This is a genomic window from Catenulispora rubra, assembly GCF_015356825.1.
In the GTDB taxonomy this organism is placed as follows: Bacteria; Actinomycetota; Actinomycetes; order Streptomycetales; family Catenulisporaceae; genus Catenulispora; species Catenulispora rubra.
On the sequence record NZ_JAACYW010000040.1, the window covers coordinates 26,500 to 43,211 of the forward strand.

A 16,712-nucleotide genomic window follows, 5' to 3' on the forward strand; every position below is an offset into this window, starting at 1 on the left:
CATGCTGCTTTCGCAGGCGGCTGACAAGGGCGCCCCACTAGCCTGGGGCGCCCTTAACATTTCCTGAAGATTCCGTGGGGGGATCTCATGGCTTTCCGCATGTCCCGGCGGCTGTCCGCGGCCGCGATCGTCTCGGCCTCGCTGGTCGGTCTGGCGGTCGCGCCGCAGGCCGGTGCCACCGTCGCCGGCGTCCCGGCGAGCAGCCCGCTGACCGTCAGCCACACCGATGGCAGCCTGGAGACCGTCGGCGGGGGGACCTCCTCCGTGCCCTGGGCCGGGACCGACGTCTCCTGGTCGCCCGACGGCAGCAAGTACGCCTTCTCCGCCAACAACCAGATCTACACCGCGAACGCCGACGGCTCCGCTCTGAAGATCGTCGCGCACGGCGCGGCCTCCGGCGCGCAGCCGGTCTGGGCCTACGGCGGCGAGCTGCTGGTCTTCGCCGGCTGGGACCCGACCGTCAGCAGCTCCGGCCCGACCCAGCTGATGGCCACCTGGTCCAACGGCTCGGCGAACGACAACGGCCTGCCGGTGTCCTGGCCGCTGCCGAAGGTCGCCGCGGCCGGCACCGCGGACTCCAGCCCCGACTACGGCGGCGACGTGCTGGCCTTCGCCCGGGCCACCGTGGTCTCCGGCGGAACGAACACCTCCGACGGGATCTGGATCCGCAGCAGCGCCGGGAACTACGTCCCGTTCCAGGTCTCGGCCGCCGGCGTCGCGCCGACCGTGTCGCCGGACGGCAAGACGGTGGCGTTCGTGCAGCCCGACAAGAACAAGGTGCCGCAGATCTGGACGGTGCCGACCTCGGTCCCGGCCGGCGGGCTGCCCACCCCGGTGCAGCAGACCTTCGTGGCCGCCGGATCGGCGAGCACCCCGACGATCACGGTCGCCAACCCGGTGTTCTCCCCGGACGGCAGGCGGATCGCCTTCGACGAGACCTCGGTCCCGGCCGGCGCGGCCAAGGGCACCAGCCAGGTCCGCTCGGTCGCGCTGAACACCGACCCGAAGGCCACGGTGAACACCGAGGTCGTCTTCGCCGTCACCGGTGCGCTCAGCGGCACCGAGCACCTGGCGTACCGGACCGAGTTCACCAAGCAGGTGCTGCGGCTGGCCGGCTCGGACCGGCTCGGGACCGCTCAGTCGGTGTCGCAGTCGCAGTGGCGGAATAACGGCGACGCCTCGGATTCCGTGCGGTCGCAGGCCAGTGTCGCCGTGCTGTCCCGTGACGACCTGCCGGCCGACGCGCTGGCCGGCTCGACGCTGGCCGCGCGGCAGAACGGCCCGCTGCTGCTGACCGCGAGCGCGACGCTCTCGCCGCAGGCCGCCGCCGAGCTCAAGCGGATCCTGCCGGCCGGCGCGACGGTCTTCCTGCTGGGCGGCACCCAGGCGCTGTCCCCGGCGGTCGCGAACTCGGTGCACGCGCTCGGGTTCAGCGTCGTCCGGATCGCCGGGGCGAACCGGTACGACACCGCCGTGAAGATCGCCGACCGGGTCACCGCTCACCCCAGCCAGATCCTGGTCGCCACCGGCAACGACTTCGCCGACGCGCTGTCCGCGGGCGCGGCGGCCGGCGCCAACTACGGCGCGGTCGTGGTGCTCAGCAACGACAAGGCGATGCCGACCGAGACGGCGCAGTACCTGCACCGCTTCGGGACGGACTTCGGGCCGAACTCGGACGTGGTGCTGACCGCGGTCGGCGGCCAGGCGCTGGCGGCGATCGACTCGGAGCACCAGGGGTACTGGCGGGTGAAGCTGGTCGGTGCCGACCGGTACCAGACCTCGTACTTGGTGGCGAGCGCGTTCTTCCCGTACATGACCGCCGCGGGCGTGGCCACCGGCACCGCGTGGCCGGACGCGCTGTCCGGAGGGGCCGCGATGGGCAGCATGGGCGGCCCGCTGCTGCTGGTGAACCCGGCCACGGGGCTGTCCGGGCAGGACGCCGCGCTGCTGGACGCCAACCGCGGGGAGCTGTCCGGCGGGTACGTGTTCGGCGGGCCGGTGGCGGTGCCTTCCGGTGTCGACAAGGAGCTGGCCGGGGCGATCGCTGGTCCGCTGGGTGTGATCAACGGTGGCGGGAGTCGGCTGGCTGTCGGTGGGGGCGGCGCGGCTGGCTCGGGCGTCTCGGGCGTCTCGGGCTCGGGGGTCTCGGCGGCGCGTGCGGCTGCGGACCTGGCTTCGGCGCTGCCGGGCGGGACCCACGGTCTGGCCGGTGCGTACCAGCCGGTTCGGCCGTAGGGAGTGTCGTATCGGTATAGCGATATAGCGACGCAACGGATGTCGTAAGCCGTAAGGAACAACGCTCCTGGGAGCGATGTTGTGCATGAGGCCTCCGTACCGGTCCTGACCGGTGCGGGGGCCTCACAGCGTCCGGGGCACGGCAGCCGGTCCGGTAAGCTTGGCTGCTGTTGCCTTATGGCGACGTCTCTCCGCCGTGCCCTTGGTAGGGGTTATCGGCGACGTCTACAGAAACGAGTACGGGAATGCCTCCCAAGAAGAAGCTCACCGCGGTCATCAAGCTGCAGATCAAGGCCGGTATGGCGAACCCGGCCCCGCCCGTCGGCCCGGCGCTGGGTCAGCACGGCGTGAACATCATGGAGTTCTGCAAGCAGTACAACGCGGCCACCGAGGCGCAGCGCGGCCAGGTCGTGCCGGTCGAGATCTCGGTGTTCGAGGACCGCTCCTTCACCTTCATCACGAAGACCCCGCCGGCGGCGAAGCTGATCCTGAAGGCCGCGGGCATCGAGAAGGGCTCGGGCGTCCCGCAGAAGGACAAGGTCGCGACCCTGTCGCAGGCCCAGGTCCGGGAGATCGCCGAGACCAAGATGCCCGACCTGAACGCGAACGACGTCGAGGCCGCGATGAAGATCATCGCCGGCACCGCGCGTTCCATGGGCGTCATCGTCTCCGACAGCTGAGCTGTCCGAGGCTTCTGAGCCTCTCAGCCGGCAGTACCAGCAAGACCAGCAGTACCGGAACCAGTGGCAGAGCCGCGCGCGGCTCGCGAAGACCACACCTCACCCTCATTAGGAGAGCAGCAATGAAGCGCAGCAAGGGTTACCGCAACGCCGCGGCGAAGGTCGACGCCGACGAGCTCTACGCGCCGCTGGCGGCCATCCGCCTGGCGAAGGAGACCTCGGTCACCAAGTTCGACAGCTCCGTCGAGGTCTCGATGCGCCTGGGCATCGACCCCCGCAAGGCCGACCAGATGGTCCGCTCCACCGTCGTGCTGCCGCACGGCACCGGCAAGACCGCCCGCGTGCTGGTCTTCGCCCAGGGCGACAAGGCCGAGCAGGCCCGCGAGGCCGGCGCCGACATCGTGGGCTCCGACGAGCTCATCGACGAGGTCGCCAAGGGCCGCCTGGACTTCGACGCGGTCGTGGCCACCCCGGACCTGATGGGCAAGGTCGGCCGCCTGGGCCGGGTCCTGGGCCCGCGCTCCCTGATGCCGAACCCGAAGACCGGCACCGTCACCGCGGACGTCGTCAAGGCCGTCAACGACATCAAGGGCGGCAAGATCGAGTTCCGCGCCGACCGCCACTCGAACCTGAACTTCATCATCGGCAAGGTCTCCTTCTCCGAGCAGCAGCTCGCCGAGAACTACGCCGCCGCCCTGGAGGAGGTGCTCCGCGTGAAGCCGAGCGCCGCCAAGGGCCGCTACCTGAAGAAGATCACGTTCGCTACTACCATGGGCCCCGGCATCCAGGTGGACGCCAACCGCGTGCGGAACGTCGCGGGTGACGACGAGGCGTGAGGTAGAGGCTAGAGGCTAGAGGCTAGGGGCTTAGAGGCCGCCGGAGGTAGAGGCAGCTAGAGGCTAGGAGGAGCCCCCCGTTCGCGAGGATGGGGGGCTTTTTCGTTGCTGCTATTCGGTGTGTGGGTGGCGGTGTGTTCTCGGTTTTACAGGCGATTTTTTACGGCTTCGCCAATGGTTTGATGGCCTCGCAGATCCTGTTGCCCATTGGGTTGTTGGGTGGTGGTGGGGTTGGTGGTGCTGGCAGGGTTGGTGGTGCGGCCGGCTTTGTGTCGAGCCCCGGTCGTGGGGTGGGTTCGATGTCGATGCAGCCGGAGTCGTGGCCGGAGCCGGCGCCTGTGGTGGCGTGGGCGGTGCGGGCGAAGAACTATGGCCGTGTGGTGCCGTTGCCGGTGGCGGTGCGGGACCGGTTGGGTGAGTTGTTCCCGGATGTGGAGTTCGCTGAGGCGTTCGGGTCGACGGGTCCGGCGGGGTGGTCGCCGGGGCGGCTGGCGTTGGTCACGGTGTTCCAGATGGTTGAGAACCTGACTGATCGGCAGGCCGCTGATGCGGTGCGGGACCGCCTGTCGTGGATGTATGCGCTGGGGTTGGATCTGGCGGACACCGGGTTCGATCACAGTGTGCTGTCGCAGTTCCGGACCCGGGTGGTCGAGCATGGGTTGGAGGAGAAGGTCCTTGATCTGCTGCTGGCCCGGCTGGTCGGTCTGGGGCTGTTGGCCGCGGGTGGGAAGGCGCGTACCGACTCCACCCATGTGGTCTCTGCGGTGCGGGATCTGAACCGGTTGGAGTTGGCCGGGGAGGCGGTGCGTGCGGCGATCCAGGTGCTGGCTGCGGCGGCCCCGGACTGGGTTGCCGCGGTGGTGGATGTGCCGGGTTGGACGGCCCGTTATGACACCCGGGTCGATACCTGGCGGATGCCCACCTCGCAGGCCAAACGGGACCAGCTGGCGTTGGCCTACGGCCGGGACGGACATGCGTTGCTGGCTGCGATCTACGACCGGCGGTCGCCGGGGTGGCTGGCTGAGTTGCCGGCGGTGCAGACGCTGCGGGTGGTGCTGCTGCAGAACTACACCGTCACCGTCGATGCGCGCGGACGGGAGGTGGTCAGGCGGCGGGAGAAGGCTTCGCAGGGCGGGGACGGTCTCCCGCCGGGCCATCTGCGTATCGCCTCCCCGTATGACATCGACACCCGCTGGTCGGTCAAGCGCGACATGTTCTGGAACGGGTTCAAGCTGCACGTCACCGAGACATGCACCGGGGAACCCTGCGACAATCGCGCCCGGCCCAACCTGATCACCAACGTCGCCACCACCGAGGGCACCGTGCCCGATGCCGCCGCCTTGGAACCGGTCCATGCCCGGCTGGCCGACCGCGGCCTAGGCCCGGCCGAGCATTACGTGGACTCCGGCTACGCCAGCGCCGACAACATCGTCGCGGCCAAGTCGGACTACGGCATCGCCCTGATCACGCCGGTGTTACTGGACAACTCCGCCCAGGCCCGCGCCGGGGCCGGCTTCGCCGCCGCAAACTTCACCATCGACTTCAAACACCAATCCGCCACCTGCCCGCAGGGCGCGCACAGTTCGTCGTGGACCCCGGCTATCCAACGCGGCAACCCGGTGATCGTGGTCAAGTTCGCCAACGCCGTCTGCGGGCCCTGCCCGGTACGCGAGCAGTGCACCACCTCAGCCATCGGCCGCCGACAACTGACCTTGCATCCCGCAGCCGCGACCCAGGCGCTACGGGCCCGACGCACCGAACAGACCGAGACCCGCTGGCAAACCGACTACGCCCTACGCTGCGGCATCGAAGGCACCATCGGGCAAGCCGTCACCGTCACCGGCGCCCGCCGCGCCCGCTACCGAGGCATCACCAAAACCCGACTGGAACACAACTACAGCGCCGCAGCACTCAACCTCATCCGACTACACGCCTGGTGGAACGACCAGCCACTCGACCGCAGCCGCACCAGCCACCTCGCCCGCCTCGAACTCTCCCTCGCCGCATGACCAATTCAAATGGGCAACAGGATCCTCACTGGGAATCGCAGTTCGGTTGTGTCCCGCATGCCGCGCTGGCGGCCGGCGGTGTTCGCGAACACGACCGCGCGTCGGTCCGAGTCACTGCGCACGCGTTTGATCTGGCGGGTGGCGGCCGCGTTTGGTGGGTGCGTTGAGGCCTCTGGCGGGCCTCCTCGACGAGGGGGCGACCCGCGCGTCGGGTTGTTTGGTGGCGGTCCGTGACTGTTCGGCTTTCTATCCGCTGTTGCCTGCGCCGCGCTGTGCGCTGGCGGTGCTGCTTGTGGTCGCCAAGGTTCTGGGTCCCTCGCCGCGTCATCGCCGTAAACGGAACCAGCCCGGTCCGGCGGAATCAAGCCGGATCACAGCTGCTGTGGTCCGGTTGCGTCCGGCTAAACGGAAAATAAAAGTTCCCAGGGCAGCACAAAACGCCCCGGCCTCCCAGGGGTCGTCGATCACACCACGTCAAGCACCCGTGCCGGTTCCACGCGACAGGTCTGACCCACGTGCTGCTGCGATATCGCTTGGGGGTCGGCAAGGTCCCCAGCGATCACGTCCAACAAGGCAGGCATCCCGGCCGCATGTCGGCCGGCACTTCACAGCCACATTTTCGTGCCGACAAGGCGGCGCGGCAACGCGCCAGATTCACTTGACACCGCCAAACCGGGCAGGTTGGCTGCGCCCGCTGACGCGGCGAGGGACCCAGAACCAACACCCCGCATGGTCCGGTCGGACCCGGCGAACGGCATCGCTGGTCCTGCTGCCCCGTCACCGCAGTAAGCCAAAAAATCCCGCCGCGCGGCCCCATCTCCGCTGGATGCGTCGTTTTCACACCCTTGTAAAGGATCTCATCGTTTCGCAGCCCTTTGGCCCGGTTCCCGGGCCACGTCGCCGGCAACCAGGGGTGACGGATTCGTAAAATCCTGATCAACTCGGCGCCTGCCGATCAAACTCATGTGCTTCTTACCCTTGTGTTTCTCGGTGGGCCGTCTATAGAAATGACCGACGCGGGCTCGTATCCCACTGCCCACTATGCGTTTTTCGGGCTTTGCGGACATTCATCCCTCTTTTCGGGAAGGGAACACGCACCATGACCAATGCCGTACCACGGCACCGCCGACGAATAGCCACGGCCACGACCATGACGGCCGTCGCGGCTTTCGTGACCGCCGGCGTGGCGCTGGCCGCGCCGTCGAACGCCGACTCCGGCTCGGCGACGATCGCAGGCAGCACCCCGGCCTATGCGACCGCCTCCAACGACCTCGGGCAGACCGGTACCGCCGCGCCGCTGAGTGTGCGGGTGTACCTCTCGGGTCAGGACGCGGCTGGGCTGGAGGCCTATGCCCGCGCCGTGAGTGACCCGTCGAGTGCCAGCTACAAGCACTACCTGAGCGCCGCTCAGGTGCAGAGCCGGTTCGGGGCCTCGCAGAAGCAGATCGATGCGGTCGCCGCTTGGCTGAAGCAGTCGGGTCTGAACGTCACCGGGACGAACACCCACTGGATCGACGTCACCGGTACCGTTGCCGCCGCGCAGAAGGCTTTCGGCACGCAGCTGCACAACTTCGCCACTTCTGAGGGCACGCTGCGTGCGCCGAAGAGTGACGTGAAGGTGCCGTCGGGGCTGGCCGGCGTGATCCTCGGTGTGACCGGGTTGTCGCAGAGCACGACGCATGCGGTCACCAACCACACGAAGGACCCGGCCACCACCACGAAGAAGGGCGGGATCTCCAACAACGACCCGTCCTGCTCGGACTACTACGGCCAGAAGGCGGCGCCGTCCTCGGCTCCGGCCGTGCCGGCCGGGTACACCACGCCGGCCACGCTGGCGCAGTGCTCGGTGGTCCCGTCCGAGCTCCGCAAGGCGTACGGCGTCTCCAGCACCGGGCTGACCGGTAAGGGCGCCACGATCGCGATCGTCAACTGGTACGGCTCGCCGACGATGGAGGCCGACGCCAACCAGTACTCGGTCAACCACGGTGACAAGGCGTTCGCGCCCGGGCAGTACTCCGAGGTGAACGACCCGTCGCAGTACACGAACCAGGCCCTGTGCGGGTTCGGCGACTACGGAGAGGAGTCGCTGGACGTCGACATGGCCCACGGCCTCGCGCCGGACGCCAAGGTCATCACGGTCGCCGCGAACTCCTGCTTCGACAGCGACCTGATCGCGGCCGAGGCGAAGATCGTCGACAGCCACCTGGCCGACATCGTGTCGAACAGCTGGGGCGAGCTGCAGTACACCACCGGCGGCGACATCGACCCGGCGGTGACGAAGGCGTTCGACCAGATCTTCATGCAGGGCGCGGCCGAGGGCATCGCCTTCGACTTCTCCTCCGGCGACTGCATGAACAACGACGCCTACTCCATCTCCAAGGGCCTGAACTGCGACCCGACCTCGTCGCGCGCGCAGATCGAGTGGCCGACCGGCTCCTCGTGGGTCACCTCGGTCGGCGGTACCGCGCTGGCGCTGAACAAGCAGGGCGGCTACGGCTTCGAGGCCCCGATGGGCGACACCCGCAGCGGGCGCACTGCTCCCGGCGCGGCCTCGTGGACCCCGGCCGGCCAGACCTTCGGCGGTGGCGGCGGCGTCAGCGAGAGCGAGGCGCAGCCCTGGTACCAGAGCTGGACGGTCCCGAACAAGCTGTCCACCACGCTGATGAGCGGCGCCAAGGCCTCCAAGCCGATGCGCACCATCCCGGACATCTCGCTGAACGGCGACCTGTACTTCAGCAGCACCCTGGTCGGCCAGACCACCAACGGCGTCTACAGCGAGGGCGGCTTCGGCGGCACCTCGGTGTCCGCGCCCTCCTGGGCGGGCTTCCTGGCCGACGCGCAGCAGGCGCAGTGGGGCGTGCCGGTCGGCTTCGCGAACCCGGCGATCTACGCCCGTTCGTGGCTGGCCAACGACGTGCTCCAGACCCCGAAGCAGATCGCGACCTCGCCGACGCACTCGGTGGTCTTCCAGTACCCGGCCAGCAGCCCCGCTGCCGGCCAGTACCGGCTGATCCAGTACGGCCTGGACGAGGGCCTGCCGGCCGCCCGCGGCTACGACGAGGCGACCGGTGTCGGCTCGCCGAACGCCTGGTTCCTGCGCTCGTTCGGCTTCGGCTTCTGAGCACCTGAATCGGTGACGGAGTCCGCGCTGTCATGAACGGACCGGCCGCTTCGCCCTTCGGGGCGGGGCGGCCGGTTTGTTGTGGAGGCTCGGTGGACGTTGGGTTCGGAACCTACGCCCGCAGCTTCCTGGCCCGCGCATCCAAGTAGCGCTGCTCGGCGATACTCGCCGTGGCCTTCGCCGCGCGCCGAAAGTTCTCATACGCGCCGTCCGTGTCCCCGGCCATCTCCAGCAGATGCGCCCGCACCGACAGCAGCCGGTGGTGCTTGGCCATCCGCTCGTCGGCGTCGAGCGTCGCCAGCACTGCGAGCCCGGCCTCTGGCCCCTCGATCTCGGCGAGTGCGACCGCGCGGTTCAACGTCACCATCGGGTTCGGCGCGATCCGTTCCAGGACCAGGTACAGCGTGTGGATCTGCCGCCAGTCGGTGTCCGCGGGGTCGGTGGCGACGGCGTGCGTGGCGGCTATGGCCGCCTGCAACTGGTACGTCCCCAACTCCGTGCCGCCCAGCGAGTTCTTCGCCAGCTCCAGCCCTTCGGCGATCAGCTCGGCGTCCCACTTGGTCCGGTCCTGCTCGTTCAGCGGCACCAGGTCGCCGCCCGCCGTCGTGCGCGCCTCGCGCCGGGAGTGTGTCAGCAGCATCAGCGCCAGGAGCCCGGTCACCTCGCCGTCGTCCAGCAGCTGCGCGTGCACCATCCGGGTCAGCCGAATCGCCTCGGTCGCGAGGTCGACGCGGTCCAGGTCCGCGCCGGACGACGCGGTGTAGCCCTCGTTGAAGATCAGGTAGAGCACGTGCAGTACGACCTGCAGCCGCTCTTCGCGCTCGGGTCCTTCTGGAAGCTCGAACCTGCTCCCGGCCGCCTTGACGCGCTGCTTGGCGCGGCTGATCCGGGCCGCCAGCGTGGCCTCCGGGACGAGGAACGCGCGGGCGATCTCGGCGGTCGTCAGGCCGCCGACGGCGCGCAGCGTCAACGCGGTCTGCGAGGCCGCGGTCAGCGTCGGGTGGCAGCACAGGAAGAGCAGGACCAGGGTGTCGTCGGTGTCCGGGACCTCGTCCGGGACCGCCTCGGAAGCCCAGACCTGCTCTTCCCGTTCACGCCGTGCGGAGTCGCTGCGCACCTGGTCGATGAGCCGGCGGGAGGCGACCGTGGTCAGCCAGCCGCGCGGGTTGTCCGGCAGGCCCTCGGCCGGCCACTGGACCGCGGCGGCCAGGACGGCCTCCTGCACCGCGTCCTCGCAGCCCTCGAACCTGCCGTACCGGCGCACCAGGGCGCCGAGGACCTGCGGGGCCAGTTCGCGGAGCAGGTCCTCGATCGCCGGTGCTGTCATGCCTCCAATTGTCCATCGGAGAACATGACCTGGCGCACTTCCACCCCGAGCCCGTCGATCGAGGCGTCCGGGATCTGCGTGGCCAGCTCGACGGCCCGCGCCTTGTCCTCGACGTCGATCAGGTAGAAGCCGCCCAGGTACTCCTTGGCCTCCAGGAACGGGCCGTCGGTGACGACCGGCTGGCTGTTGCGGACCCGCACCACGGCCGCCTGCGACGGGTCGACCAGCGCCTGGGTCAGGATCAGCTCCCCGGAGTCCTTCAGGGACTGCATGAACCGGCCGTGGCCCTCGCCGATCCCGGCCTTCTCCTCGTCGGTCAGCGCGTCCAGCACGGCGGGGTTGATGTGCAGGCTGATCAGGAACTTCATCTCGATACTCCTTGTGTCTCGGACGCCCGGCGGCGCCCTTCACCCGGTTGTCGGAGCCGTCACGGGGTTCTTGACATCTTCCGCCGAACCGACGTCAAAGACCGGCGGGCCGCTCCGACGACCCGGTGAAGACGTCGAGAAGAGGAGACAAGAGATGCGTACGAACCGGGCCTGGCTGGGACTGACACTGCTCATGCTGCCGACGCTGATCGTCGCGATGGACATGACCGGGCTCGTCGCGGCCGTGATCTTCGCGGCGCTCTCGGTGCTGGTGTTCGTGATGCGCCCGGTCGAGTCGCAGCCGGATGAACCGGCCGCCGCTGTCAACGAACCGGCCACCGAATCGGCCGTCACCAGCGCCGCATCGGCCGTCCCGGAGCCGGTGGCGGCCTCCCATTGAGATCCGTCCGTATGGGTGACTTTTCGAGGTTCCTTTCACAAAGCTCTGACCTGCGGAGACGGTGAGTCAAGGCCCGGTTTTCCAGGCGGGGGGCGCTGTCGCTCGGAAGATGTAGTCCGGTTTACGAGCGATGGCCGGAAAGTGTAGAGCTTGCGGTGGTTCGCACCTCCAACGTCAGGGAGCTTCAATGAGCATCCGCAAAACCCTCGCGGCCGTGGCTTGCGCCGCGTTCGCGGTCCTGGGCACTGCCGGCACCGCCTCCGCCTCCGGCGCGGGCGCGATCGGCAGCGCGTTCGGCTCGCCCGGTCTGCTGTCCGGCAACGTGATCCAGGTTCCGGTCAACATCCCGGTCAACGTGTGCGGCGACAACGTCGGCATCCTGTCGGCGCTGCTCGGCACCGCCGGCACCGTCTGCGTCAACCGCTGACGTTCCAGCTCCCCAAGGACCCCGGGCCACATGTGGCCCGGGGTCCTGCCTTTCCCGCCGGTCGGCACCTCATGGTTTGCCATATGCGGCAGTGCGGGAGAGCGTTGTTCGGGAGTCTGTTCTCAAGGAGGCGCACGGATGTCGCACAGCCACAGCGAACGCGATCTGAGTGGGGACGTGGACGTCAACCCACTGTTCGCCCGGCCGGGGGAGTTGCGCAGCCGGCCCCGGACCCGGCTGGCAGACCTGCCGATGCTGCCCGAGACCGCCTACCAGGTGGTGCACGACGAGGCCATGCTCGACGGCAACGCCCGGCTGAACCTGGCGACGTTCGTCGGTACCTGGATGGACGACCAGGCGCGCCGGCTGTACCTCGAAGCCTTCGACAAGAACATGATCGACAAGGACGAGTACCCGAGCACCGCCGCGATCGAGGAGCGGTGCTGGCGGATCCTGGCCGACCTGTGGCACGCCCCGGACCCGGCGCGCGCCATCGGCACCTCGACCATCGGCTCCTCCGAGGCGTGCATGCTCGGCGGCCTGGCGCTCAAGCGGCGCTGGCAGGAGGCGCGGCGCGCGGCGGGCAAGCCCGCCGACCGGCCGAACCTGGTGATGAGCTCGGCGGTGCAGGTCGTGTGGGAGAAGTTCTGCAACTACTGGGACGTCGAGGCGCGCTACGTCCCGATCACCGAGGAGCACAAGACGCTCGACGGCACGGACCTGAAGTCCTACGTCGACGAGAACACCATCGGCGTGGTCAGCATCCTCGGCGTCACCTACACGGGCATGTACGAACCCGTGCTGGAGGTCAGCCGGGCCCTGGACGAGATCCAGCACGAGACCGGCCTGGACATCGCGATCCACGTCGACGGCGCCTCCGGGGCCATGGTCGCCCCGTTCCTGCAGCCGCACCTGGAGTGGGACTTCCGGGTCCCGCGCGTGGCCTCGATCAACACCTCCGGCCACAAGTACGGGCTCGTCAACCCGGGCCTGGGCTGGGTCCTGTGGCGGGACCGGGACCTGCTGCCGGAGAGCCTGGTGTTCAAGGTGAGCTACCTCGGCGGCGAGATGCCGACGTTCGGCCTGAACTTCTCGCGCCCGGCCGCGCAGGTGCTGGTGCAGTACTTCCAGTTCCTGCGGCTGGGCCGGCTCGGGTACCACGAGGTGCAGAAGGCATCCCAGGACGTGGCGAAGTACCTCGCCGACCGGATCGGCGCGATGGCGGCCTTCGAGCTCTGGAACGACGCCTCCGACATCCCCGTCTTCGCCTGGCGGCAGAAGCCCGGCCACGGCACCAACTGGACGCTGTACGACGTCTCCGACCGGCTGCGGATGAAGGGGTGGCTGGTGCCGGCGTACCCGATGCCGGACAACCTGTCCGACACGGTGGTGCAGCGCGTGGTGATCCGGAACGGGATGAGCATGGATCTGGCCACGAACCTGCTCGCCGACATCGAGGAGGCGGTCGCCTACCTCGACAAGCTGACCCAGCCGCTGCCGGACGCCGAACGCTCGGTGTTCCACCACTGAGCCGCGAACACTGACAGGCAGAGCATTCCGGAGCCCCCTCAGGCCGCGTGCTCGGCGAGGAAACCGGTCATCAGCGCCAGCCACTCCGCCGGCCGCTCGGCGAACGGCAGGTGCCCGGTCGCGATCCGGGCCAGGCGCGCGCCCGGGATCTTTACCGCCAGCTCCTCGTGCAGGTGCGGGGAGACCAGCGGGTCCGCCGTGGTCGAGATGACCAGCGTCGGCGCGGCGATCGAGCCCAGGTCGCCGCGCACGTCGACCCGGCGGACCAGGTCCACGTGCTCGGGCGTGCCGGCCGGGATGAGCCCGGCCAGGCCGTCGATCGCCAGCCGCAGGTGGCTTTCGGGGGTGGCGTCCAGGGTCTCGGCACCGAACGCGACGAGCGTGAGGAACTCCGAGAGCCGGACCGCGTCGCCGGCCTGGTAGAGGTCGTTCCACAGCTTCGCCGCGAGGTCCAGCCGCGCGTCCCGGTAGGCGAAGGTCGCCGTCAGGATCAGGGCGCTGACGCGCTCGGGGTACCTGGCCGCCGCCCGGATCGCCACCGGCCCGCCGAGCGAGAACCCGGCCAGCGCGAAGCGCTCCAGCCCTTCGGCGTCGGCTGCGGCGACCAGCTGGTCGGCCAGGAAGTCCACGCTCAGCGGCCCGGCGGCGCGCGGCGTCCGGCCGGTCCCCGGAAAGTCGATCCCGACCACGGTGTGCCCGGCGCCCAGGCCGTCCAGGACCGGGCCGTAGTTCAGGGCGATGCTCCCGCCCGCGCCGTGCGCCAGCAGCAAGCCGGGGCCGGTGCCCCCGACGGTGCGGGCCAGGACGGGCTCGGTGGCGAACGGCGTGCCGACGACAGGCATGGAAGCCCCCTCACAAGTATTTGTAGCGGTCGCTACAGAAGAACGGTACCACGTTCTGTATCGGTCGCTACATAAGAGTTGGAGGTGCTCCCACCGGGTCGGGTGGCGAGTTTGCTCTAGATGATCGTCCGCGAGAACACGCTGTGCCCGTGCGCCTCAGCCCGGCGGGCCAGCGCCCGGAACTGTTCGACGGAACTCCGCGCCTCGACGAAGTCGACGAACGTGACCTCGGGGATCTCCATCCACTGCGCGGCGAGCATCGGCACGTGGTCGTCGGTCACCGCGGCCAGCGTCGTGACCCAGTCCTCCGGCATCACCTGCAACAGCAACCCGGACTCCCACGGCGACTGCTCGCCGGGGCGCTCCTCCCCGTAGGGCCACGTCTCCTGGTCCGGCCACACCAGCCGCGGCCCCACACCGCGCCGGATCTTGAACGGCACGCCCTCGGCGAACGCGACCAGCTGCCCGACCACCACGTGCACGTCGAGCCCCTTGGCCTCGAACCAGTCGGCCCCGTGGTCGTCGAGCCCCACCTCGGCGGGCTCCCGCCAATCCCCGCCCGGCCCCACCGCCCACGCGATCGCCGTCGCCGGGTCCGGCGCGCGGAAGTAGTCATGAAACACGCCCATGACGAGAGCGTAGCCGCCGGTCAGGACAGTTTCGGGGGGGATGGCCCAACCGCTGAGCCCAATGCTGAGGCCGTTCCTGAACCGCCGCACCACCGACGCCTACCGTTCGGCCACTGCTGAGATCCGAGCCGCCGCAACAGAATCTTGATGTCCCCGGGCGTGCCTATGCTTGCCCGCATGGCGAGGAAGAAGAAGCGGCTGCCAAAGGATTTCGACACCACGCTCCGCTCCGGCGACTTGGACGCGATGAAGGCGGTCTTCGACACCACCGAGCTCGACGCCCACGACGGCATGTACGGCCCGACCGCGCTCGGCATGTATGGCATCCCGCTGGAACTGGTCGCCTGGCTGGTCGAGCAGGGCGCCGACGTCGAGGCCGTCGACCGCTCCGGCCACGCCCCGCTGTGGCGGCACGCACGTGTCGGCCACGACGCGATCGTCACCGCCCTGCTGGACGCTGGCGCCGACTTCCAGGACCTCGAGCGGCCCGCGCTCCACTCGGCCGCCGAAGGCGCCAAGCCCTCCACGGTGCGCCTTCTCCTGGAACGCGGCGCGGATCCCCTCGTCCTCAGAGGCCAGTTGACGGCGCTCGCCTCGGGCCTTCAGTACTGCTCCAACATCGACCTGCCGAGGATGGCCGAGGTCGCCCGGATCCTCCTCGACGCCGGTACTCCCATCACTCTCACGATGCGCGAACGCATTGAGGCGATCGGCAAACGCTTCGAGTTCTACCGAGCGGGCTTCAATCCGGACTACATCGACGAGGCCGACGCCGGCCTGAACCGCCTCTACGAGCTGTTCGGCGTCACTCCGGTCGGACAGCGCCGCACTCACGACGGCACCTCCCCGATCACCGTGACCGCCACCGCCTGGCCCGATCGGCATCAAGAACTCTGGGACTACCTGGTCCCCGGCCGGGGCCCGGCTGCCACGGCCCAGGGCGAGGCCATCCGCATCACCGGCCGCCTCGCGCACGAAGTCCTCGACAACGGCGGCATCAACTGGGACAGCGACTTCCGGTCGATGGCCCGCACCCTGCCGACCTTGTTCGCCTTCGGCATACCGCTGCCGGACGCGCAGCTGAACGAGGCGACCACGCTGGCCCTGAACTACCGCCGCAACAGCCCTGAGGAGCACATCCAGCGGCTCAGCGAACTGGCGGTGTGGTGGGTGCTCGCCAACCCCGAGCCCCTGCCGGCGCCGGAGCCGGCCTACACCCGCTAGCTGATCAGTCGCCTGAATCGCTGCGTATCCGCACGTCGGCGACCTTGCTGACGTGCCGCGCCCCGCACACGTCCCCCGGCACGACCAACTGCGGCCCCTCCGCGTCCAACGCGTCGCCGTCGCGCGTCAGCCCGAGCAGCACCGGGATGTTCGCGAACTCCGGGTCGATCTCAGCCCACGACAACACGACCCGGTGCCCGTCGTGCGCCCGGATCGAGATCAGGAACCGCAACCGGTCCTTCCGCTCCCCGGGCACGAAAGCCGGCTCCGCGAGCCGCGCCACGTCCAGCAGCAGCGGCCCGGAGAACCGGTGCCGCCGCGGCCCGCTCTTGCGGCAGGTGAACTCCACCTCGCACTCGTGCCGCCGCAGCGACCACAGATCGGCCACGCTCAGGACGCGGGGCGACCGCACCTCGCCGCCGAGCCGGACGAACCCGCCGCCGGCCGCACGGACCGTGCCGGTCTGCTCACCGAGCATGGGATCCTCCCTCGCGCGGGCCGCCTCCGTTCGGCGGATGCCGCCCACGATCCACAGTAGGCCGGGTCCCGGCAGAAGCAAGGGTTGTCACAGCACCTGCGAGACGATGTGTGCCGTCCGTTATGAATATGCAAGGTCTTCCAGCCTTTCGCCCTGGCGTCTGCGTTGTAAGCTCACCGCGTGGACGTCTACCGGATGGGTGAGGCCGCCGAACTGCTCGGCGTCAGTGCCGACACCGTGCGGCGCTGGGCCGACGCCGGCCGGCTGAGCGCGCAGCGCGACGAGAACGGACACCGGGTGATCCCGGGGCCCGAGCTCGCCGCCTTCGCCTCCTCGCTGGCCTCCGCCGCCGACGAGCGCTCGGAGGTGTCCTCGGCCCGCAACCGGCTGCGCGGCATCATCACCGCGGTGACCAAGGACGCGGTGATGGCGCAGGTGGACATCCAGGCCGGGCCGTTCCGGGTGGTGTCGCTGATGAGCCGGGAGGCCGTGGACGAGCTGGACCTGCGGGTCGGCGCGACCGCGGTCGCGGTGATCAAGTCGACGACGGTGGTCGTGGAACGCGGCCCGGCCCGGGCGTCGCACACAGGCAAGCCGAAACCGGAC

The 16,712-nt window shown here is 69.4% G+C and carries 14 protein-coding genes and 1 pseudogene; 10 read left to right on the plus strand and 5 right to left on the minus strand.

What is annotated here, in order from left to right:
• Positions 1-87: 87 nt before the first annotated feature.
• From GWK61_RS14225 to GWK61_RS14245, 5 genes are all read left to right on the plus strand, one after another.
• Positions 88-2,235, plus strand: a complete 2,148-nt coding sequence (locus tag GWK61_RS14225; protein ID WP_194908825.1) for a cell wall-binding repeat-containing protein — start codon at positions 88-90, stop codon at positions 2,233-2,235.
• Between the two features lie 245 nt (positions 2,236-2,480).
• Positions 2,481-2,915: a 50S ribosomal protein L11 gene (gene rplK, locus GWK61_RS14230; RefSeq protein WP_194908826.1), complete on the plus strand. Its 435-nt coding sequence runs from the start codon at positions 2,481-2,483 to the stop codon at positions 2,913-2,915.
• Between the two features lie 122 nt (positions 2,916-3,037).
• Positions 3,038-3,751, plus strand: coding sequence for a 50S ribosomal protein L1 (gene rplA / locus GWK61_RS14235; RefSeq protein WP_194908827.1), 714 nt, complete (start codon positions 3,038-3,040; stop codon positions 3,749-3,751).
• Positions 3,752-4,056: 305 nt separating this feature from the next.
• Complete coding sequence (locus tag GWK61_RS14240) at positions 4,057-5,760, plus strand: IS1182 family transposase (RefSeq protein WP_194908852.1); 1,704 nt, start codon at positions 4,057-4,059, stop codon at positions 5,758-5,760.
• A 1,099-nt stretch (positions 5,761-6,859) separates the two neighbouring features.
• Positions 6,860-8,881: a S53 family peptidase gene (locus GWK61_RS14245; protein ID WP_194908828.1), complete on the plus strand. Its 2,022-nt coding sequence runs from the start codon at positions 6,860-6,862 to the stop codon at positions 8,879-8,881.
• A gap of 112 nt (positions 8,882-8,993) precedes the next feature.
• Here the strand turns inward: GWK61_RS14245 and GWK61_RS14250 are convergent, their stop codons facing one another.
• Positions 8,994-10,208, minus strand: coding sequence for an RNA polymerase sigma factor (locus GWK61_RS14250; RefSeq protein ID WP_194908829.1), 1,215 nt, complete (start codon positions 10,206-10,208; stop codon positions 8,994-8,996).
• Positions 10,205-10,576, minus strand: a complete 372-nt coding sequence (locus GWK61_RS14255) for a YciI family protein (protein WP_194908830.1) — start codon at positions 10,574-10,576, stop codon at positions 10,205-10,207. The genes GWK61_RS14250 and GWK61_RS14255 overlap by 4 nt, the downstream gene beginning before the upstream one ends.
• Positions 10,577-10,730: 154 nt before the next feature.
• Here GWK61_RS14255 and GWK61_RS14260 point away from each other — a divergent pair, with 154 nt between their 5' ends.
• The 3 genes from GWK61_RS14260 (at position 10,731) to gad (ending at position 12,933) form a co-directional block, all read left to right on the plus strand.
• Positions 10,731-10,976, plus strand: a complete 246-nt coding sequence (locus GWK61_RS14260) for a hypothetical protein (RefSeq protein ID WP_194908854.1) — start codon at positions 10,731-10,733, stop codon at positions 10,974-10,976.
• A 187-nt stretch (positions 10,977-11,163) separates the two neighbouring features.
• A complete protein-coding gene (locus GWK61_RS14265) occupies positions 11,164-11,403 on the plus strand; it encodes a chaplin (RefSeq protein WP_194908831.1) in 240 nt (79 codons plus the stop codon).
• A gap of 138 nt (positions 11,404-11,541) precedes the next feature.
• Entirely contained in the window at positions 11,542-12,933 is a 1,392-nt protein-coding gene (gad, locus tag GWK61_RS14270) for a glutamate decarboxylase (protein ID WP_194908832.1), read from the plus strand.
• A 38-nt stretch (positions 12,934-12,971) separates the two neighbouring features.
• On the opposite strand, the gene GWK61_RS14275 is transcribed toward gad, so the two are convergent.
• Positions 12,972-13,775, minus strand: coding sequence for an alpha/beta fold hydrolase (locus tag GWK61_RS14275; RefSeq protein WP_194908833.1), 804 nt, complete (start codon positions 13,773-13,775; stop codon positions 12,972-12,974).
• A gap of 116 nt (positions 13,776-13,891) precedes the next feature.
• Positions 13,892-14,404: a hypothetical protein gene (locus tag GWK61_RS14280; protein ID WP_194908834.1), complete on the minus strand. Its 513-nt coding sequence runs from the start codon at positions 14,402-14,404 to the stop codon at positions 13,892-13,894.
• Between the two features lie 177 nt (positions 14,405-14,581).
• On the opposite strand from GWK61_RS14280, the gene GWK61_RS14285 reads away from it, so the two are divergent.
• Positions 14,582-15,628: an ankyrin repeat domain-containing protein gene (locus tag GWK61_RS14285; protein WP_194908835.1), complete on the plus strand. Its 1,047-nt coding sequence runs from the start codon at positions 14,582-14,584 to the stop codon at positions 15,626-15,628.
• 4 nt (positions 15,629-15,632) lie between these two features.
• Here GWK61_RS14285 and GWK61_RS14290 read toward each other — a convergent pair whose 3' ends face one another.
• Positions 15,633-16,106, minus strand: a complete 474-nt coding sequence (locus GWK61_RS14290) for a molybdopterin-binding protein (protein ID WP_194908836.1) — start codon at positions 16,104-16,106, stop codon at positions 15,633-15,635.
• Between the two features lie 180 nt (positions 16,107-16,286).
• Between GWK61_RS14290 and GWK61_RS14295 the strand changes: the two are divergent.
• A pseudogene (locus tag GWK61_RS14295) lies at positions 16,287-16,709 on the plus strand (TOBE domain-containing protein); the annotation flags it as partial.
• Positions 16,710-16,712 lie beyond the last annotated feature (3 nt).

Coding starts and splice junctions, on each gene's coding strand:
- GWK61_RS14225 (WP_194908825.1), top strand. CDS start 88: ATGGCTTTCCGCATGTCCCGGCGGCTGTCCGCGGCCGCGATCGTCTCG.
- GWK61_RS14260 (WP_194908854.1), top strand. CDS start 10,731: ATGCGTACGAACCGGGCCTGGCTGGGACTGACACTGCTCATGCTGCCG.
- rplA (WP_194908827.1), top strand. CDS start 3,038: ATGAAGCGCAGCAAGGGTTACCGCAACGCCGCGGCGAAGGTCGACGCC.
- GWK61_RS14250 (WP_194908829.1), bottom strand. CDS start 10,208: ATGACAGCACCGGCGATCGAGGACCTGCTCCGCGAACTGGCCCCGCAG.
- GWK61_RS14290 (WP_194908836.1), bottom strand. CDS start 16,106: ATGCTCGGTGAGCAGACCGGCACGGTCCGTGCGGCCGGCGGCGGGTTC.
- rplK (WP_194908826.1), top strand. CDS start 2,481: ATGCCTCCCAAGAAGAAGCTCACCGCGGTCATCAAGCTGCAGATCAAG.
- GWK61_RS14280 (WP_194908834.1), bottom strand. CDS start 14,404: ATGGGCGTGTTTCATGACTACTTCCGCGCGCCGGACCCGGCGACGGCG.
- GWK61_RS14240 (WP_194908852.1), top strand. CDS start 4,057: ATGCAGCCGGAGTCGTGGCCGGAGCCGGCGCCTGTGGTGGCGTGGGCG.
- GWK61_RS14245 (WP_194908828.1), top strand. CDS start 6,860: ATGACCAATGCCGTACCACGGCACCGCCGACGAATAGCCACGGCCACG.
- GWK61_RS14275 (WP_194908833.1), bottom strand. CDS start 13,775: ATGCCTGTCGTCGGCACGCCGTTCGCCACCGAGCCCGTCCTGGCCCGC.
- GWK61_RS14255 (WP_194908830.1), bottom strand. CDS start 10,576: ATGAAGTTCCTGATCAGCCTGCACATCAACCCCGCCGTGCTGGACGCG.
- GWK61_RS14285 (WP_194908835.1), top strand. CDS start 14,582: ATGGCGAGGAAGAAGAAGCGGCTGCCAAAGGATTTCGACACCACGCTC.
- GWK61_RS14265 (WP_194908831.1), top strand. CDS start 11,164: ATGAGCATCCGCAAAACCCTCGCGGCCGTGGCTTGCGCCGCGTTCGCG.
- gad (WP_194908832.1), top strand. CDS start 11,542: ATGTCGCACAGCCACAGCGAACGCGATCTGAGTGGGGACGTGGACGTC.